Source organism: Microbulbifer celer, from assembly GCF_020991125.1.
In the GTDB taxonomy this organism is placed as follows: domain Bacteria; phylum Pseudomonadota; class Gammaproteobacteria; order Pseudomonadales; family Cellvibrionaceae; genus Microbulbifer; species Microbulbifer celer.
The window spans coordinates 3,104,557-3,123,005 of record NZ_CP087715.1 but is presented as its reverse complement, the minus strand read 5'-3'; the positions used below and the strand labels follow the sequence as shown (position 1 = coordinate 3,123,005).

General features: G+C 56.8%; 8 protein-coding genes. 4 read left to right on the top strand and 4 right to left on the bottom strand.

Annotated elements, in window-relative coordinates; all coding sequences use genetic code 11:
- Positions 1–64: 64 nt before the first annotated feature.
- Together LPW13_RS13005 and LPW13_RS13000 are read left to right on the top strand one after the other, a co-directional pair.
- Positions 65–5,725 carry a PQQ-dependent sugar dehydrogenase gene (locus LPW13_RS13005; protein WP_230435988.1) on the top strand — a complete coding sequence of 1,887 codons (5,661 nt, stop codon included), beginning with the start codon at positions 65–67 and terminating at the stop codon, positions 5,723–5,725.
- A 17-nt stretch (positions 5,726–5,742) separates the two neighbouring features.
- Positions 5,743–7,164: a DUF1552 domain-containing protein gene (locus LPW13_RS13000; RefSeq protein WP_230435987.1), complete on the top strand. Its 1,422-nt coding sequence runs from the start codon at positions 5,743–5,745 to the stop codon at positions 7,162–7,164.
- 57 nt (positions 7,165–7,221) lie between these two features.
- On the opposite strand, the gene LPW13_RS12995 is transcribed toward LPW13_RS13000, so the two are convergent.
- Positions 7,222–8,058 carry a DUF3014 domain-containing protein gene (locus tag LPW13_RS12995; RefSeq protein ID WP_230435986.1) on the bottom strand — a complete coding sequence of 279 codons (837 nt, stop codon included), beginning with the start codon at positions 8,056–8,058 and terminating at the stop codon, positions 7,222–7,224.
- A 402-nt stretch (positions 8,059–8,460) separates the two neighbouring features.
- On the opposite strand from LPW13_RS12995, the gene LPW13_RS12990 reads away from it, so the two are divergent.
- Together LPW13_RS12990 and LPW13_RS12985 are read left to right on the top strand one after the other, a co-directional pair.
- On the top strand, positions 8,461–9,333 hold the full coding sequence (locus tag LPW13_RS12990) for a DUF6689 family protein (RefSeq protein WP_230435985.1): 873 nt from the start codon (positions 8,461–8,463) through the stop codon (positions 9,331–9,333).
- On the top strand, positions 9,333–11,879 hold the full coding sequence (locus LPW13_RS12985; RefSeq protein ID WP_230435983.1) for a tetratricopeptide repeat protein: 2,547 nt from the start codon (positions 9,333–9,335) through the stop codon (positions 11,877–11,879). The genes LPW13_RS12990 and LPW13_RS12985 overlap by 1 nt, the downstream gene beginning before the upstream one ends.
- Positions 11,880–11,902: 23 nt before the next feature.
- Here the strand turns inward: LPW13_RS12985 and LPW13_RS12980 are convergent, their stop codons facing one another.
- The 3 genes from LPW13_RS12980 to LPW13_RS12970 form a co-directional block, all read right to left on the bottom strand.
- Complete coding sequence (locus LPW13_RS12980; RefSeq protein WP_230435981.1) at positions 11,903–13,786, bottom strand: alpha-amylase family glycosyl hydrolase; 1,884 nt, start codon at positions 13,784–13,786, stop codon at positions 11,903–11,905.
- Positions 13,787–13,808: 22 nt separating this feature from the next.
- Positions 13,809–16,301, bottom strand: coding sequence for a glycoside hydrolase family 31 protein (locus LPW13_RS12975; protein ID WP_230435980.1), 2,493 nt, complete (start codon positions 16,299–16,301; stop codon positions 13,809–13,811).
- 146 nt (positions 16,302–16,447) lie between these two features.
- On the bottom strand, positions 16,448–18,319 hold the full coding sequence (locus tag LPW13_RS12970; RefSeq protein WP_230435979.1) for a glycoside hydrolase family 13 protein: 1,872 nt from the start codon (positions 18,317–18,319) through the stop codon (positions 16,448–16,450).
- Between the last annotated feature and the right edge of the window lie 130 nt (positions 18,320–18,449).

Sequence of the window (18,449 nt, the reverse complement as noted above, 5' to 3'; positions counted from 1 at the left end):
TAAAGACTGAATGTTGAGCCGACATGACAGTCGTCCGGATAAAAATAACGACCGGAGCATAGCGATGATATCTGCCCCCAATGCGGTCGGAGACAAGGTCTCTGCCGATTCCGTATGCCTGAGAAATTTTCTGTTGCCGGTACTTGCAGTGGTATTGGTGCTGCCATTTCCAGTGTTGGCACAAAACTGGTCCGAAGCCTGGTTCCGCGGTACCCCGAACGAATGGGGAGCCACCGCCATGGCTTACGATGCCGAAACCGGTGTCTGGGCCACTGAGCAGACATTTGATGATCCCAGTCCCCGCTTCAAAATCAGCCGTTTCCAGAACTGGAATGAGGCCTATCCGGCTGGAGATTATTCAATGCAAAACGGGCGCTATCGGATTGCATTTGACGATACGAGCAAAGAGATAAGGGTAACGGAAATTGTCGATCCACCGGTGGGGGCGGGTCACACTCTGTGCTTCGACAATGCACAAAACTACGCGAATCCACATATCTATTTCTGGAACCCCGATCCCTCCACCGGTTTTAATAACCTGCCCAATTGGCCCGGCGAGTCGATGACCGAAAGGGACGGCTTTTATTGCTATGACTTCTCCGGTCATCTGGATGGTTTCATGCCCGGGTCGCTCAATGTCATCTTTAATGACAATGGTACGGCTCAGACTCAGAACCTGCTGTACGCGGGCGCGCCCTGCTATATTGCCCATCAATGGCAGCCGGCACAGGCCTGTGGTCTGGATCAGGAGCCGGAGGAAGATCAGCCCCCAACCACCCGCCCGCTGCTGAAGCAACCGCTGAACTTCCCCATCTCCGGCAACGTGTCCGGCGGCAGCTACCGGTTTGAAATCGCCTACCCCAATCTGCAGGGACTGTTTATGTCTCCGGTGATGGTGGTACCGGATGGCGTGAACGACCTGCTGTACGTGGTGGATAAAACCGGCTCCATTTTCACTTTCCCAAATCGCGAGGATGTGGCCCCGGGCGAAGTGCAGACGCTGCTGAATATTAATAATGAAGTGCGCAACTATCACGAGCAGGGACTGCTCAGCATGGCCTTCGATCCGGCGTTCGCCAGCAACGGTTATATCTATATTTATTACATCCACGGTACCGACGATAACGAACGCGCACCGGATGGCAGTTATGGCGATGCCATTCTTGAGCGCTGGACCGTTGATGATCCGGATAATCCATCCCGGGTCGTGACCGGATCGCGAACGGAACTGTTGCGGGTTCCACAGCGAGGCCCGGACCACAAGGGCGGCATGATGCAGTTCCACCCGGAAGACAACTACCTGTACCTGAGTATCGGCGACGGCGCTTACGGTCACAGTGCCACCATGTCTTATCCGGAAGATCCGCGCACCAATAACGGCGCGCAGGAAACCGACAACCTGCTTGGTACTTTCATCCGTATCAAGCCGCTGGCGCAGCCGATCGATGGAAAGTACTACGAAATTCCCGCGGACAATCCGTTTGTGGGTGTGCCCGGTTTTCGTGAGGAAATCTGGTCTTACGGCCACCGCAACCCGTGGCGCTGGAGCTTTGATACCGAGGCGCCCTACACCCTGTGGGAAACCGAAGTGGGGCAGGCGGGATTCGAAGAGGTCAACCTGATCGAGAAAGGAAAAAACTACGGCTGGCCGGTATGCGAAGGCACCACCAACCGCGGCGACCTGGGGGGAGACCCGGGTAAAAACTGCAGTACCGATTTCGAGCCCCCCCGGGATGGCTATGCGCATCCCACCGGTTTTTCCATTATTGGTGGCCTGGTCTATCGGGGCGGTGCACTGCCCGGGCTTACCGGTAATTTCGTTTTCGGCGACTACGTGACCAAGCGCATCTGGTCCATTGTGGATGGCGAAGCCAAGTCGCTGATCAGTGATACTTTCCCGGAAAACATTGCGTCTTTTGGCACCGACTTGAGTGGCGAGACACTGCTGGTTTCCACCTACGGTGTGGAGTACGGCGGGCAGTCCACAATCTATAAGATCGTTGATGAGGATACGGCTACCGCAGTTATTCCTGCAAAACTGTCGCAGACCGGGATCTTCTCCGACCTGGAAAACCTGACGCCCGTCAGCGGTGTTCTGGAATATAGCCTCAACACCGAAGGGTGGTTTGACGGCGCCGGTGTGCGGCACTTTATCGCGTTGCCGAATGACACACAGATCAATTTTGACGATATCGATAATTGGGATCTGCCGGTGGGCACCGTGCTGGTAAAACATCAGAGTATTGCCACTTTGGAAAACCTGAACAAACCGTTTACCACATCGGTCCTTTTCCGGCAGGACAGCGGCAAATGGCAGGCGGCTAACTACTATTGGAACAGCACCGGTGAAGATGCCGATCTGGTGACGGAAACCATGACGGTAATGGACGGGGGGATCGAAAACCGCGAGCGCGCCGTGCAGTCAGCGGCTGATTGCGGGTCCTGCCATATCGGCAGTGGTAGTCGCGAGCCCCTGGCGGTACATACCCGGCAGCTGAACCGGGATTTCCAGTACGGTGAATCTCCACAGTCGATTGCCAACCAGCTGGATGTGTTCAATAACATCCAGTTGTTTGCGGGGGATATCGGCGCTGCACAAAATCACGGGCAGTTTGTCGCCACCAATGACGAAACCGCCGATCTGAATACGCGTGCGCGATCCTACCTCGATACCAACTGCTCGCACTGCCACGCCAGTGGTTTTATGGACCTACGCTACGACACGCCGCTGGAAGAGACGCGCCTGCTGGGTGTCGAGACCGTTGCCGGCACCGCCCGCTTGCGACCGTTCGATCACGCCAACAGTCTGATCTATATCTACCAGACCACCGACAACAACCGTATGCCGAAAGGCACCCGTTACACCAATCCGGTGGCGGAGGCGCTTTTCCGCGATTGGATTGAGGCGGTCGACGCACAACAAACCGGTATTGCATTGCAGGCAGGCGGTGATCGTCTCAACAGCGGCGATACGCTGACGATTGCCGTACAGGCCGAATTTGATAACGGCTTTACCACCGCGGTTTCCGGTACGCCCAGTGTCGCCTCCAGCGACAGTGCAGTCATTGCCGTCGAGGCGGTGGGCACCGGGCAATTTACCCTGCGCGCCGGCGACCCCGGCAGTGCCTCGGTGACGGTACAGCAAAATGGGTTTGGCGAAACCCTGGCAATTTCTGTCACCACTGTGGATACCGGTATTACCGACATCGAAATCGCGCCACAGGGTTTGCCGCTCGACAGCAGTCGTCAGTTGGCAGCCTATGGTTTGCGCGCAGATGGTACGCGGCAGAATCTTTTCGGACAGGTGACCTGGGTTGTGGAGAGTGGCCCTGCCACTGTAGATCAGAATGGTCTCGTAAGCCGTACCGGTAGCGGTGATGTCTCAGTGCGGGCGGAGGTCGGCGAGTTTTCGGCGGCCGTCAGTCTCACTGAAGCTGGTTCAGGGATTTCCGTGCGCTTCGATAATCCCGATAACTGGGACCAGGTATTCGTGCATTTGTGGGTGACGGTGGATGGCCAGGATCAGGCTGTTACCGAATGGCCGGGGCGGTTGATGTCGGGCCCGGATCGGGAAGGCTGGTGGCGCCATACCGTGGAAGAGGAAGAGCTCCACCAGGGACAGATCAACCTGCTGTTCAACAGCGGAGACGGCCAACAGACCGGAGACCATCGCGATATCACGCAATCCTCGAGTCTTGTCGGCGGCACCTGGGAGCCCTGGGAAACGGAAGGTCCGATTGGCGGCGAGACTTCGCGGGTGTCTGTGATCGGTGGTACCACCACCGATGGTGGCCGCGACTATCCCATCGGCAGCGTGATTACCGTCACCGCAGATACGCCGCCGCTCGGCACCGAATTTGCCAACTGGAGCGGCGATGCAGCCCCGTATATTGTCGGTGATCCGTCCCAATCCCAGGTACAGTTGTTGATACCGCAGCACGATCTGTCGCTGGTGGCCCTGTTCCCCAGCACAAGCAACGAATACGAAGCGGGCCAGAATTTTTACGCCGCCCAGTGTGCCAGCTGTCACGGCGACCAGGGGCAGGGTGCGGTTGCCCAGGCGTTGGCCGGCTCCGGCAGTAACTGGCAGCTCGCCGACCTGACCCAATACATCGAGGACTTTATGCCCATGGATGCGGCCGCCAGTTGTGTCGGCGACCAGCCCGGCGCCTGTGCGTACGAAACCGCGCGGCTGATTGTGGATGAAGCCTGGAATACCGGCACCTGTAATGACAGCACCTGCGATGGTAGCAACCTGGACCGGCGCAACCTGCGCCTGCTGACGCGGGATGAATATCTCAACAGTGTGCGGGATATTTTCGCCACCGACTTTGATGTTTCGCTGATGAGCCCGGTACCGGCGGATGGCCGCTATCGCAATTTCGATACCGCTTCCTACCTCACGGCGGGCAACGATCGCACCCTTGGTTATCAACTGGTGGCCGAACAGGTAGCGGAGCTGGCCATCAGTCAGTCCGGTTTCCTGAATCTTGTGAATGACTGTGCAGAAATCGAATGCGTGGTGGATACCCTTGGCTTCCGTCTTTTCCGTCGCCCGTTGAGCATTGCGGAAATTGGCAATTACACACCACTCTACAGCAGCGAAGACGATGGCCGCCTGTTGCTGCAGGCCATGCTGATGTCACCCCACTTTATGTATCGCTCGGAGCTGGGTGTACTGGATGGTGAAACGGGCCTGTATCGTCTGACCAATTACGAGATTGCCACGCTGTTGTCCTACACCTTCTGGGGCACCACACCGGACGATACCCTGCTGCTCGCGGCCACCGAAGAAAACTTTGACGTGGCGGCACAGGTTGACCGATTGCTGGCAGATCCCCGTGCAGAGCGCGGTCTGCGCCGGTTTATCGACGGATGGCTGATCAACAATCAGTATCCGTTCCCGGCCATCGACAGCCCGGAATTGATTGCGGCATTCAAGGAAGAGACGGTGGGCTTTGTGCTGGAGCATATCCGCAGCGATGCGGCTTACAGCACGCTACTCAGTGCCAACTCCACCTGGGCCAACGACGTGCTGGCTGTCCATTACGGGCTCGACAACAGTGGTGGTAGTGGCTGGATGATGCGCAATTTTCCGGTGGGCGACCCGCGCAGCGGCAGCGGCCTGCTGGGGCACGGCAGTTTCCTTGCCTCGCGCACCAGCACCGTCAACCCGGCGCCGATCAAGCGCGGTGTCTACGTGCGCGAAGTACTGATGTGTCAGGAGTTTCCGCCGCCGGCTGCGGCCGACTTCAATGTGGTGTTTGAAGAGACCGACAGCAACCGCGAAGCGACGGCCCGGCATACTTCCGACCCCGCCTGTGCGGCCTGTCATCAGTTTATCGACGGCGTCGGGTTTGGTTTTGAAGGCTTCGGCAGCGATGCGCTGTATCGCACCATCGAAACCATCGGCACAGGTGAAGAGCGGGAGATTGATGACAGCGGCAGTATCAAAAGCCTGTATACCCCGGCCACGGTACTCGACCCCACCAGCTCCAGTTACGACTTCTACTCGGTTCCGGAACTGGCAAACCTCATTGCCGGCAGTGATCAGGGAGAAGCCTGTTTCGCGCGGCAGTTTTATCGGTACGTTGTCGGTCGGGAAGAGAGCGCCAGTGACGACCTGATCATCCATGCGGTAAGCGAAGACCTGCGCAATGGTGGCGGCATGCAATCCATGTTGCGCACCCTGGTCTTGTCCGACACATTCACCCTGCGTCGCTGAAACAGGAGAGCATAATAATGAAACTGTTGAATCAATTCCGCCTTCCCACCGTCAAGGAATCCACCAGCCAGTCGCGCAGGAAGTTCCTGCTACGCATGGCGCAGGCCGGAGTGCTGTTGCCACTGGCGGGCAACATGCTCGGCCAGAAAGTGCTGGCACAGGCTGACAGGGCCCAGCGGGTACTGTTTCTGTACTACCCCAACGGAGTAGTGCCCTATAACTGGTTGCCGCAACAGGGGCCGGGGACCATTGGTGGCAGCCAGGCACTGAGCTTTGGGCTCGGCCCGCTGGCGTCCTGGCACAATCGCATGATCGTACTGCAGAACCTCACCCTGGATATTGGTGACGGTGCCGGCGCGCACTACAACGATATGCGCGGCATCCTCACTGGCAACAATCAGATCAGCCGCGAGAGCGCCAGTATCGACCATTTGATAGCCGAGCAGCTGGGCAATGAGGGCGTGTTGAATCTGGGGGTACGTACCGGCAGCCGCTCGGACATCATGATCTCCAAACCCCGTGGCTACGCAAGTAATGAGCGACCGATTCCTAACAACGACCCCGCCGATGCCGCACAGAAACTTGCGGTAGGTATTGAAGGCGGAGGCAGTGGCGACGGCAACGGTGAGAAGCAGGCCTATTACGAGGCGGTATTGAATGATTTTGACAGCCTGGCCAATGCGACCCTGGATGCCGCCCGCAGAGACAAACTGACCCTGCATGAAAACGCACTCAAACGATTGCGGGATCTCGCCAGTAACCAGGTGGGGCAGTGCACTTTCAATACCAATGTGATGAGTGATCCCTACTACGCGTCTACCAGCCAGCTCACGCCGACAGAATGGCAGATGTTCCCGCACCTGGCGCGGGCGCAGGTAGACAATATTGTGGGTGCCTTCACCTGCGGTCTACACAAAGTCGCGACCCTGCAACTGTCCAAAGGCGACGAGAACGGCAATCTGGTGAACTATGCCTACGATGAATGTTGGCAGATGGCCCAGGAGGCCATCAGCCAGGGTATTCAGAGCACCAGTGATGGCGACCCGGTAAGCGGTATTACCCGCTGGTACAACGAATTCGCCAGTCACAGCGCCTCGCACCGCCCGGGGGATGTACCGCATACCGCCCAGGTCCGCTGGTACCACTCCCTGCTCGCCTACACCCTGCAGAGACTGGACGATAGCGGACTGCTGGATGACACATTGGTAGTGATGTTCAGCGAAGTGGGCGACGGCTCCAAACACGGCGGTGCAGCTGGTGCCGTCACCCTCGCCGGTGGTGCCGGCGGTGCGCTACAGATGGGTCGTATCATCAACTGCGGTGACGGGGTTAACAACGGCCAGCGGATTTACGGTACACACCAGTTATTTGGCGATATCGCCCGTTACCTGGGGGTGAACAGTTTGCCGGAAAGCCATTGGAGTGGGGGCGTCGTCTGACCCAGGGAGGGGAAACAGAGCCCCGGAAATCCGGGGCTCTGTTCGTTGGGAGGTTTTCTACTGGCTGGGGAGGGTTTGTAGGGCTGCTTTCAGCTCCCGCAACTTCTCCTTCACCCGCGCCGCATTATCCGGCCCGATGCGAATCATCAGCTTGTGCAGGCCGGGCATTTTTTCCAGCTTTTCATCTTCGAATTTGTAGTACACCGTAGGCTGTACCAGTTTGATCGGGCCTTCCACTTCCGGCGCGGCCAACACCTGATCGATGGCGGCGAGTAGCGCCGCGTGGAAGTTTTTGTTCTTGAGGCCGAGCTCTCCATAGGCCTGTTTCAGACGCGGATACCAGAACTGATACAGCTTGACCGCAGTATCGGTATCCACCATGGCGAACAACCTCACTGGCTGGTCATAGCGCTGGTAGTTTTCCTGTGACAGCACGAAAACCTTGGTGCCGTCGTTGCGGCTTTCCAGGTCTTTGACCGCGATTTCGCCTTTCAGGTTGGTAAACGGCCGGTTCTTGTGCATCAGCTCACCGCGGGTGGCGGTATTGACTGCAGCGACCCATTTGCGCACGACCTCATCCGACACGATCCACTTGGCCAAGGCACCATCGGAAGACAGGCTGATGATATCTGCGCGGGCTTCCTTATCGCTCTCATTGAGTGCCGGCAGTTCACGCGGTGGGTCTTCCGGCTCGGTGGGCTCGGGAGCCGGGGGGATTTCCGGTTCTTTCGGTTCGTCGAGGTCGACACTGGGGTCGGGCTCTGGTGCCGGCTCTGTAACCGGCGCCGGTACATCTGGCTCGGGGGCATCCCTGACCGCAAACCAGTAGATACCAAAGGCTACGGCTGCTGTAACCAGTAAAGCAATCAGCCAATCGCGAATCGTGCCGCCCATGTGAGGACTCCTCCCGTTGATTTCGGCGCTCTGTTCAGTGTAACCCACAGACTGTGTGGTCTCCGACAGTAGCAGAAGCGAAATGTTTCGCGCTATAGCCGCGATGAAATGGGAAGCACCTGCTAAATTGTGTCGGATATGCACAGATTGCAGTGTTCATTCATGCGCCATTTGTGTGATTAATGTCTCACTTCTGGGTTGTTTGGAAAAAAATGCGGGAAAAATCCGGCAGCGACAGTGGGGGGGTGCTAGTAGTATTTAATGAGAACTGCGTCAAGAATAATTACAGGGAGCGGTGCCATGTTTCGATTTCGGAGTGGAAAACGACCAGAGGCCAGCAGTAAGCGTCGCAGTCGGTCGTCTATATCAGTGATGGGCAGATTCCTCGGGGGGCTGGTTCTGGTGTTGGCCGCCACCGGAGCAAGCGCGGGGCTACTGGATTTACTCAGAAAGCCCTCTATCGAACTAAAGACCGGCTTGCTCGATCTCAGTCTCGAAGAGCTGATCTTGAATACCAGCATACTCGGTCTGATAGAGCTGGAAATTGATGTCAACCAGGTGATCGCTGTCCTTACCCTGCCTGGCGGAATTGAAACGGATCTGATCATTAACTTTGACCGCGTGATCGGTCTGAATGAAGACAGTCTGGGCCTGTCTGCCAGTGAACTGGATCCGGAAGACCCCGCGCTGCTCCAGCGGCTTCCTGCCGGCGCCATGGTTATCCCTCAAGCCGACTTCCCCATGCTGATCGAAATCGAGCCTGTGGATAACTTTGCGTTTGCAAACGACGTCGAGCTGGAGATTCATACCCACAACCTCGAGTTTACCCCCGGTACGCGATTGCGATTATTCGCCGCCGCCCACGGAGAAGCATTCCGGGATATTACGACTTATGTGGGGCCGGGCAGCTATCGCAGCCGTGGACGCCGTGGCAAATTCTCCGAGTTTCTGGTGGTGGAAGATAATAGGGATACAGATACCGTAATCGCCACTAAGTTTGATTACCTGAGGGATCTGTTGGAAGGCTACCGGGGGGATATCCCGCCCTACATCTATTGGGTACTACGGACCGAGATTAACTCGGCAAAGAACGCCTGGAATTTTGATGATGATGACAGAGCGACAGATCTGCTAGATTCGGCGATAGAGACCGTGAATCGAAACCGTGGTCTTATTCCCAATGTGTGGCACCCCAACCTTGATATGAAAAACGTTGCCGGGGAATTTACTGCGGCGGCGCAAACGCTGATATTCAGTCTGGATCTGCCTGATTGATGCCGGGACCCACCGCCATGGGGGGAACAGCAAAACAGGGCGCACCTGACAGGGTGCGCCGTAGCCTGCCACTCTATCGGGCGATTTCATTTATCGCCATACTGCTTCTATTATTCCTCGCGATCAATGCGCGAGAGATCTATCGCTTTTTCATCCCCGCCCCGACTCTCCATCCGGACAGAGCGGTTTATACCCTTGCGATACTGCCTGTGCAGTCTGAACATCTGGACACGCAATGGCGTTGGATCCGCAGTGGTGGGCAACTGCTGATGCAACAGGCGCTGGAAGCTGAAAACTCGGTCAAGCTGGTAGCGCAGGAAAATGTTAACGGTGCGCTGGACCTTTTCCAGATTGGGGGTGAAAACGCCCGCTACGCCGAGGTCGGTCGACTTTTGGGCGCGGATTACCTGCTTCACTCCGAAGTGACAGAACATGCGCAGCGGGATCAGTTTCAGCTGAAGGTGATCTTGATCAATGCATACGATGGGTTGCAGCGCACTGTGTTGGAAGATGCTCTGGTGGCAAGGTCTGAGTTGTCTCGTACTTTTCAGGGAGTACCGCATCTGATCCGAGATGTTCTGCGGATTGATGATACTCATACCACGCCGACACCTTTGTGGAGTATCGATGCAGAGCTGTATACAAAAGCCCAGCACGCGCTGAACCTTGGGGAATTGGAGTCGGCAAGAGACCATCTAAATGCACTGCTTGAGTCGGAGCCCGAATATGCCCCTGGCTGGTTGATGAAGGCGAGGGTGGCGTACCTCACCGGTAATATAGAGGCCGCGCTTCACTGCCTGAAGTCGGCCATTCAGCACAGCGCAGACAATACAGTGACATCGCTGCAGGCGCGCGCACTGGACGCGTTGTGGCGGGGAGAGAGCCAGGCGGCGGAAGCGTATTTGCGGCGGTTGATTGCCGCCTTTCCCCACCTTGCCGCCCCGCGATTGGATCTCGCTGCTCTGTTGATGGAGCGGGGAGATTTTCAGTCCTCTGGAGCCGAGCTGGAAAGGCTGGTGGCGTCACATCCCCAAAGTCCCACCGCGTGGCTGGAGCTTGCCAAGTCAACCATTGTTGCTGGAAACATACAGCGTGCAGTAGATGAATATCTGGTGAAAGCACTGGGCCTGTTCCAACGTCTTAATAACCGTAGCGGCGAAGGTGACACGCTCAATGCGATGGGCGTTGCCTATCAAAGGCTGGGGCAGTGGCAAGAAGCGGAAAAGTATTACCTGCGCGGTTATCAATTGCGATATGCGGAAGGAGATATCCGAGGCCAGGTGGTCAGCTTGAGCAACCTGGCGACCATACAGGGTATTCGCGGGAACCTGGATGCCGGGCTGGATACGCTGGAAAAAGCCAAGATACTAGCGAAAACTATGGAGGACCCCGCTGCCTACAGTGAAATTTTCAATCAGGTAGGGTTGATGTGGGAAGAGCAGGGACGTTACGAAGAGGCGTTGGTCAATTACCGCAAAGCGCTTGCGATTCGCATGCGTATGGAGGATCGTTGGCTACAAGCGGAAAGCCAGAATAATGTCGGCTTTATTTATTACCTGTTGGCAGATTTTGATCACGCGATGATTTACTGGCGTCAGGCTGCGGAAAACTTTGCCTTGACCAGTGACACCCTTGGAGAGGTACAGGTAAAGCTGAATGTTGCGCAATTATATTTGCAGCGGGGCAGTTGGTCGGAAGCGCTGCAGGCGCTCCAGATGGCGGAACAGATGGCGAAGCAGGCCGGCCTGAAGGAAGAGGTCATAATCGCCCAGGCGTATCAGGGCCGACTGGCATTCCTGCAAGGAAGTTTTCAGTCCGCGGATAAATATTGGTCCCTTGCCAGCGATTACGTCAGTAACCGGGGAGATTACCGGGGGGCGATCGAGTTTGGTCTGTGGCGTGCCGAACTGGCGCTGGTGTTGGGCAAGCAGGAGAGAGCGGCCAATCAGTTGGCGGAACTGGAAAACCTACTGCGGGAACACGGAAGCCCGGATCAGTGGGTATCGGAGAAGCTGCTCCGATTCCGCCTGGCAATGGATAAAGAAAACGTGTCGGCGGCGCACGATATCTATCGCGATATTGAAACCACCTTGTCTACTCAGGTGCCCCAAAATTTTCACTTGAGGGCCAAAACTGCCGCACTTGAGCTGGGGTGGAAATTGAGTGAAGACACAGAAAGTGTGGCTTCAGAAGGTTCAGATCTGGTTACTGAGACCAGTACTGGCCCATGGCAAGAATATCCCGTAGAAAAGTTACGCTGGTTGGAAGTGATCGCATTGAACCAGTGGAAAACCCAGGATTGGACTGCGCTGGAGAATACTCTTGATGCAGCACAAGGGGTAATGGAAGAGGTAGACGGTTACTGGAAAGGCTACCTGTTCCACCATCTGAAGTTTGTGCTTTCGCTGGAGTATGGCAGAGGGGATATTGAATCCCGCGAGCTCGCCAACCGGGCCTATTCAGGGCTGCTGAACAATATAGACCCGGCTGACCGCTACGCCTTTCAGGCGCGCAACGCGCTACCCGATGATCTGGCTCAAAATTAACCAGAGGTTCCTCAAGCGCTGATCTATTGAAGTTTCAGCACATACCCGGACATCGGTGGGATTTCGATCGATGCACTCCCGCTGGCGTCTTTCCATTGCAGCTTTGTCTGATAGCTTCCCAGCTGATCGTGCAGTTTTGTTTCCTTATCTGTGGGGTTCCATGCCTTCTTCAGGTCATCGGGAATTTCCAGCTCAAAGTTTTTGGGCGCTTTGTCAAAATTGGCCACAATCAACAGTCGGTCGTCTCCTGACCAGCGGGCGAATGTGTAAACGGAATCGTCATAACCGGCTGAGTGCTTCCGGTTGTATTCGTGTAGATCCTGATATTCACCGCGCAGTGCTTCACTTTCCGTGGAGAAATTCATCAGCCGCTGATAGAAACTGCGCAGCTGCTGTTCGCTTTCGCTTAACTTCTCGCTGTTGAACGCTCCTTCGTTGTTCCAGCGGCGGATAGTGGGGACTGACCAGTAATCGAAAATGGTGGTGCGGCTCGACTTGCCAAAACCGGCGTCACCCGCGCCCGGTTCACCCAGCTCCTGACCGAAGTAGAGCAGGGTGGGCGCACCGCTGATGGTGGTGGAGACGACCATGGCCGGGATACCCGCCCGAGGGTTGCCGGCAAATTCCGGGCTGGCAATACGCTGCTCGTCGTGGTTTTCCATAAAACGCAGCATATTGTCTTCGATGCCCTCCAGGCTTTTCTGGATATCCACCAGTGGATCGGTGCCGGCCTTACCTTCCATCACCGCTCGAATGGCATCGTAGCTGCCGACCTTGTCATACAGGTAATCCATCTTGCCCAGGTGAATGTAATCCCGGTACAGGTCGGGCTGGTAGATCTCTGCCAGCAACAGCGCATCCGGTTTCTGCATTTTGATGCTGGAGTTGAGATAGCTCCAGAACGCTACCGGCACCATGCCGGACATATCGTAGCGGAATCCGTCCACACCAAATTCGAGCCAGTAATCGGTGATCTGACGAAACTTCTTCCAGCTATCCGGTACCTCTTTATCTGCCCAGAACGCCGCGTGTGCGCGGAAGTCCTTCTGTGCGTATTCCTCGGGGAGTTGGGGGAAGTCGTAACTGCCGTCCGGGCGCACGCCAAAGTTGATCTTGACGGTCTCATACCAGTCATTCTGGGCGGGTTGTGGCGCGCGGCTGCCGTTGCCGGTCCACTTGGCCGGTGTTTCTTCAAACTTGCCATCGGCCAGTGGGTGGCTTTCGCCGTTCAGGGGCTGGTAGCCATCTTCCGCCTCCGGTACCTGGAAGGGTTCGCCCGGTACATAGTAGAAATTGTTGTCGCGGGCGTAGGCCACACTGGTGTCGTCGTCCGCACCGAAATCACGTACGCCCTCGGGCTTGGCGAGGGACTGGTAGTTGCGTGCAACATGGTTGGGCACGATATCGATGATGACCTTGAGGCCGGCGTCGTGCGAACGTTCGATCAGCGCTTTGAACTCCTCCAGGCGCTTCGCCGGATCATTGGCGAGATCCGGGTTCACGCTGTAGTAGTCCTTGATCGCATAAGGGGAGCCGGCGCGCCCCTTGATGACATCCGGATCGTCATTGCTGATACCGAAGGCGGTGTAGTCGCGTACCAGTGCGTGGTGAAGGGAACCGGTGTACCAGATGTAGTCGGCGCCCAGTGCTCGGATCTCTTCCAGTGCCTTCGGGGTAAAATCACTGAATTTACCCACACCGTTTTCTTCGATGGTGCCCCAGGGCTTGTTGGTGGCGTTGGTGTTGCCGAACAGGCGGGGGAGTACCTGGTAGATAACCGGTTTGCCATTGGTGGCGACAATCGTCGATGACTCCTCGGGAGCCGGCGTTCCGGTTTCTGAATTGCAGGCAGTAAGCGTACTGGTGGCGATGGCGGACGCCAGAAGAAGCTGGATAAATTTGTTCATAGTTTTTCTATTCAAAGTTCGTTTACAGGGTTACGGTCAGGGCCTGGTGCTTTTCGGTCCAGTTGAATTTCACATGCAGGGTCTTGCTGCGTTTGTTGAACCAGGCGGTGTTATTCGAGAGTGACTTCTCAGCGGAGACCAGTTTGAAGATGTCCCCACCTGCGCTGATGGATGAAGGCTCCTGACGCCAGTTGTGTAGCACCAGCTCAATGCTTCGTTTTTGCGGCGCACCGGAGTAACCCTTCCCTTCGCGATCAAAGCGGAACTCGATACCGGATTCGGTACGTTCCCCGGCAAACATCAGTTTTTCGTACAGTCCTTTGCCAAAGGCATTCGCGGTAACGCCGTCATCTTCGTAGACGTATCCGGCGGACCGATCGACGGAATCGTGGGCATAGTAATCCAGTCGCAGTTCTTTGCTGGAGTACTCGCGAGTGTTTTTCATGTCGCCAACGGTGGGAATAAATGCACCGGCGCGCACCAGTACCGGAATAGTTTTCAGGGAGACATCCACCCTGGCGATATCGCCGGCGTATTGGTTGTCGTTCCAGTAGTCGAACCAGGTGCCTCCGGGAAGCTCCACAGTGACCTGGTCCGACTCATCCATTACCGGTGCCACCAGGAAATCATTGCCCCACAGATAGGCTTCCTTGTAGTCCATTAATGCCAGGTTGCTTTCATCTTCGAAAAACAGCGGACGCATCAGCGGCATACCGGTCTGGCTGTTTTCAAATGCCAGTGTGTAGTTGTAGGGCAGCAGGCGGTAGCGGAGTTTGATGAAGTCGCGGGTGATATCGCGAGTCTCGCGATCGTGGAATACCGGTTCCGGCGCGATATGGCCCTGGGCGTGGGGGCGATACACCGGCTGGAAGGCGCCGTACTGCAGCCAGCGGATGTAGGGCTCGCGATCGAAGCTTTCGCCATCGGCGAAGCCGCCGAGGTCGGAGTGGGTGTAACCAAAGCCCAGCAGGCCCATTTGCAGTGATAGCTCCACTTGCGGTTGCAGGCCTCCCCAGCCGCGCGCCACGTCGCCGGTCCAGGGAATCATGCCAAATCGTTGGGAACCCGGGAAGCCGGCGCGCATCATGATAAACGGGCGTGCCTCGGGGCTGTCTGCTTTCTCGTTGTCGTACAGCATCTGCGCCCAGCGGTGGCCGTAGGCGTTGTGAATCTCGTCTGCCATACCGATGGCGTGCACGGTATCCGAGGGATGCACTTCCGGCTCACCCAGGTCCCCCCACCAGCCGGCGACGCCCTGATCTTTCAGGTCTTTGTAAATATTCCAGAACCAGTCGCGACCGTCTTCGGAGAAAACATCGATAAGACCGGTGTTGCCGAAATAGAAGTCAAACTGCTTGGGTTTGCCGGCGAGATTTTTCGCCAGGGCATTGCTGGCTACGGCATTGTCCCAGCGCTCGGCAGTGGAAAGCACAAAAGGCTCGGTGACCAGAATGGTGTTGATCCCCTGTTCCTTCAGTTCCGCCATCATTTCTACCGGTTTCGGGAAGGCGTTGGTATCCCACGCCAGGTTACCCATATGACCTTTGATGTCCGGGCCAAACCAGTACAGGTCCAGTACCAGTGCGTCCAGCGGAAAGTCTTCTTCGCGGAACGCTTTGACGGTTTCGCGCACCTGATCCTCGGTGCGGTAACCAAAGCGCGAGGCAAAGTTGCCCAGCGCCCAGCGCGGCGGCATTGGCTGGCGGCCAGTGACGTCCACATAGTTTTCGATCAGCTTGGGATAGGTATTGCCTGCTACCACGATGTAAGCACTGCGGCCGGCAACGGCCTCAAACTGCATCACGTCCTGTTCGCTGGCGCCGAGATCCATGGTGCCGGTGGCGCTGTTGTCGAACAGCAGAATGTATTTGTTGCTGCTCATCACTGCCGGCAGACCAAAGTACATTTGATTGGACTCGGTGCTGTAGCCATAGTGGGCTTTGTTGTACAGCGGCAGGCGATGACCGCGGCGGTCCATCCCCAGCACGCGCTGTCCGCCGCCGATCAGTTTTTCCTGCTCCTGCAGGGCAAAGCGGAAGCCACGCATGGTTTCGTTGGCAAAAAAACCGTGTTCTTCCGCCAGCAGGTTTTTTCCATTGCGCAGGTATTCAATGGCAAAAGGCGACTTGTGGATAACAGCAGTAAGGTCACCGAGTGCATAGCGCAGGGTATCTTGTGAAACACGCAACTGCGCCTGTACGTCGGCTTCGAGCTGTGCGCGCGCAAAGGAGGGTAACTGTTTCATGCCCTCGCGCTGGTAGTGCACTTCCAGCGCGCCGCTGTTCAGCGGTGTCAGGGTGACCTGGCTGTCGCTGGTTTCGATCACCAGTTTGTCGTCGCGCAGTTGATGGCTCTGGTAGCTTCGACCTGTTTCCGGATTCGTCCCCTGGCTTGATTCGGCAAATGCCGGTTGCATGGCCGCAGCCAGGAAGGTCGGCAACAGGGTGGGCAGCAGGGTAGCCAGTCCGAATTTCTTCAGTAGCCTTTTGGGCTTTGCGGTACTTACTTCTTTCATCGTCTTTGAGTTTCTTGTTTAGTTAGTTGTATTTTTTGCGGTTGCCGCACTCTTCAACACCCGTCATACCGGACTTGATCCGGTATCCAGCTGCGCTGGGGCTGGATTCCAGCATGCGCGGGAATGACGTAGTGGCGTGTTTTTCACTAGCGAATTTCGGCAACCAGTACATCTCTGGCAGGAATCAGCAGTCCGTTCAGTGAGTAGGTTTTTCCATTGGTGATATCGGTCGCTTTGGATTTTCTTCCGAGCATCTCCGCCAGATGTGCCAGCGGCAATTCACGCGGCCGCTCGCTTTTGTTGATGGCCACCATCACGGTGTCTTTGTCGTCGTAGCGAAAATACACATAGAGACCGTCAATAGGCGCAAAATGCTTGAGTTTTCCATGATGGATAACGTCTTTGTCTTTGCGCCAGTTGAACAGGGTGCGCACAGTTTGCTGCGCTTCTTTCTGCTGCTGGCTCAGGTTTTTGCCGGTAAAAGCGTTTATCCGGTCGCCTTGCCAGCCGCCGGGGAAATCGCTGCGCACCACACCGTCGTCACGGCGTTTGGGGCTTTTCGCCAGAATTTCATCGCCGTAGTAAAACTGCGGGATACCGCGCATGGTGGCGAGGTAGGCCACCGCCATGCGGAACTTGCCCATATCCTCGTCAAGCTGGCTGAACAGCCGACTCATATCGTGATTGCCGCCGAGAATCACCAGATTGTTGGGGTCCGGGTAGAGCACATCGTTGGCGAGAGTTTCGTACAGGGTTACCAGGCCGGTGCTCCAGGTCTCCGGTTTCTCCAGGCCGTCACGCAGGCCGTAGAGGAGCGGGAAGTCCATCATGCTGGGCACATGAGAGACGTAGCCGTTGCGGTTTTTATTGCCCGCCTGCCAGTAGGCAACGAGCGCGGGCTGCCGGGTCCACTCTTCGCCGACGATATTGAAGTCGGGATATTCGCGCATCAGGCGTGCGGACCAGCGGGTGAGAAAATCCGCATCGGAATAGGCATAGGTGTCCACGCGAATGCCGGATAGGTCGGCGTACTCCACCCACCAGATGGCGTTCTGAATCAGGTAGTTGGCCATGCGCGGGTTGCGCTGGTTCGGGTCCGGCATGGAATCCACAAACCAGCCGTCGGTAAACAGCCGGTGATCTTTGTGGCTGGCGTAGGGGTCCATATGCACGGTGCGGGCGTGATTGGTGTATTCGTACTCGCCCTTTTCGATACCGTCGCCGTTCAGCCAGTCGTCACCGGGGAGATCCTGCATCCACCAGTGCCCGTCGCCGATGTGGTTGGGCACCATGTCCTGGATAACGCCGAGCCCCCTGGCCTTCGCCGCCGCGACAAACGCGCGGAAGCTTTCGTTGCTGCCGAAGCGGGGATCGATACGATAGTAATCGGTGGTGGAATAGCCGTGGTAGGAATACTTCGGCTGGTCGTTCTCCAGCAGAGGGTTAGGCCAGATCTGGGTAAAACCCATATCCGCGATGTAATCCAGATGCTGCTGCATACCGGCGATATCACCGCCGTGGCGTCCATTGGGATCCTTGCGGTCCAGCCCTTCCAGCGTATCCGCCGTCTCGTCGTTGCCCGGGTCACCATTGGCAAAGCGGTCTGGCGTGATCAGGTAAATACTGTCGGTGCTATCGAAGCCCTGGCGCTCGGCGGAACCGGCGCGGCGCTGTTTCAGTGTGTAATCCACCGTGAGCTGGGTGTCGCCGGTGCGCAGCTTGATGGGCAGGGTGCCCGGCTTGGCGCTGTCGGTGATGGCGAGGTTGATAAACAGGTAGTTGGGGCTCTGTTCCCGCTCGGTACCGGCGAGTGTCACGCCGGGATAGTCCAGGCTGACCACTGCGTCGGCAATATTGTCCCCGTGGAGCATCAGCTGCAGGTCGGGTTCCGCCATCTGTGTCCACCAGAAGGGCGGCTCCACCCGTTCAACGAGGGGGCTGACCGATGCGCTGCAGCCCACAGACAGCAGTATCAGCAGGGAAAACAGCAGAACTCGGGGGTAGGGTGTATCCATCATCGTCGCGGTCACCTGTTATTGGACCTGGGCGCTTTACCCGGGTGGATTATTCGCACTTTTTTTCAACATTGTGCCCGTACTTGTGCGCCCTGTTATCCCCCTCCCGTCGGGGGGAGTCGCTCTCCGGTTG

Coding starts and splice junctions, on each gene's coding strand:
- LPW13_RS13005 (WP_230435988.1), top strand. CDS start 65: ATGATATCTGCCCCCAATGCGGTCGGAGACAAGGTCTCTGCCGATTCC.
- LPW13_RS13000 (WP_230435987.1), top strand. CDS start 5,743: ATGAAACTGTTGAATCAATTCCGCCTTCCCACCGTCAAGGAATCCACC.
- LPW13_RS12995 (WP_230435986.1), bottom strand. CDS start 8,058: ATGGGCGGCACGATTCGCGATTGGCTGATTGCTTTACTGGTTACAGCA.
- LPW13_RS12985 (WP_230435983.1), top strand. CDS start 9,333: ATGCCGGGACCCACCGCCATGGGGGGAACAGCAAAACAGGGCGCACCT.
- LPW13_RS12980 (WP_230435981.1), bottom strand. CDS start 13,786: ATGAACAAATTTATCCAGCTTCTTCTGGCGTCCGCCATCGCCACCAGT.
- LPW13_RS12975 (WP_230435980.1), bottom strand. CDS start 16,301: ATGAAAGAAGTAAGTACCGCAAAGCCCAAAAGGCTACTGAAGAAATTC.
- LPW13_RS12970 (WP_230435979.1), bottom strand. CDS start 18,319: ATGATGGATACACCCTACCCCCGAGTTCTGCTGTTTTCCCTGCTGATA.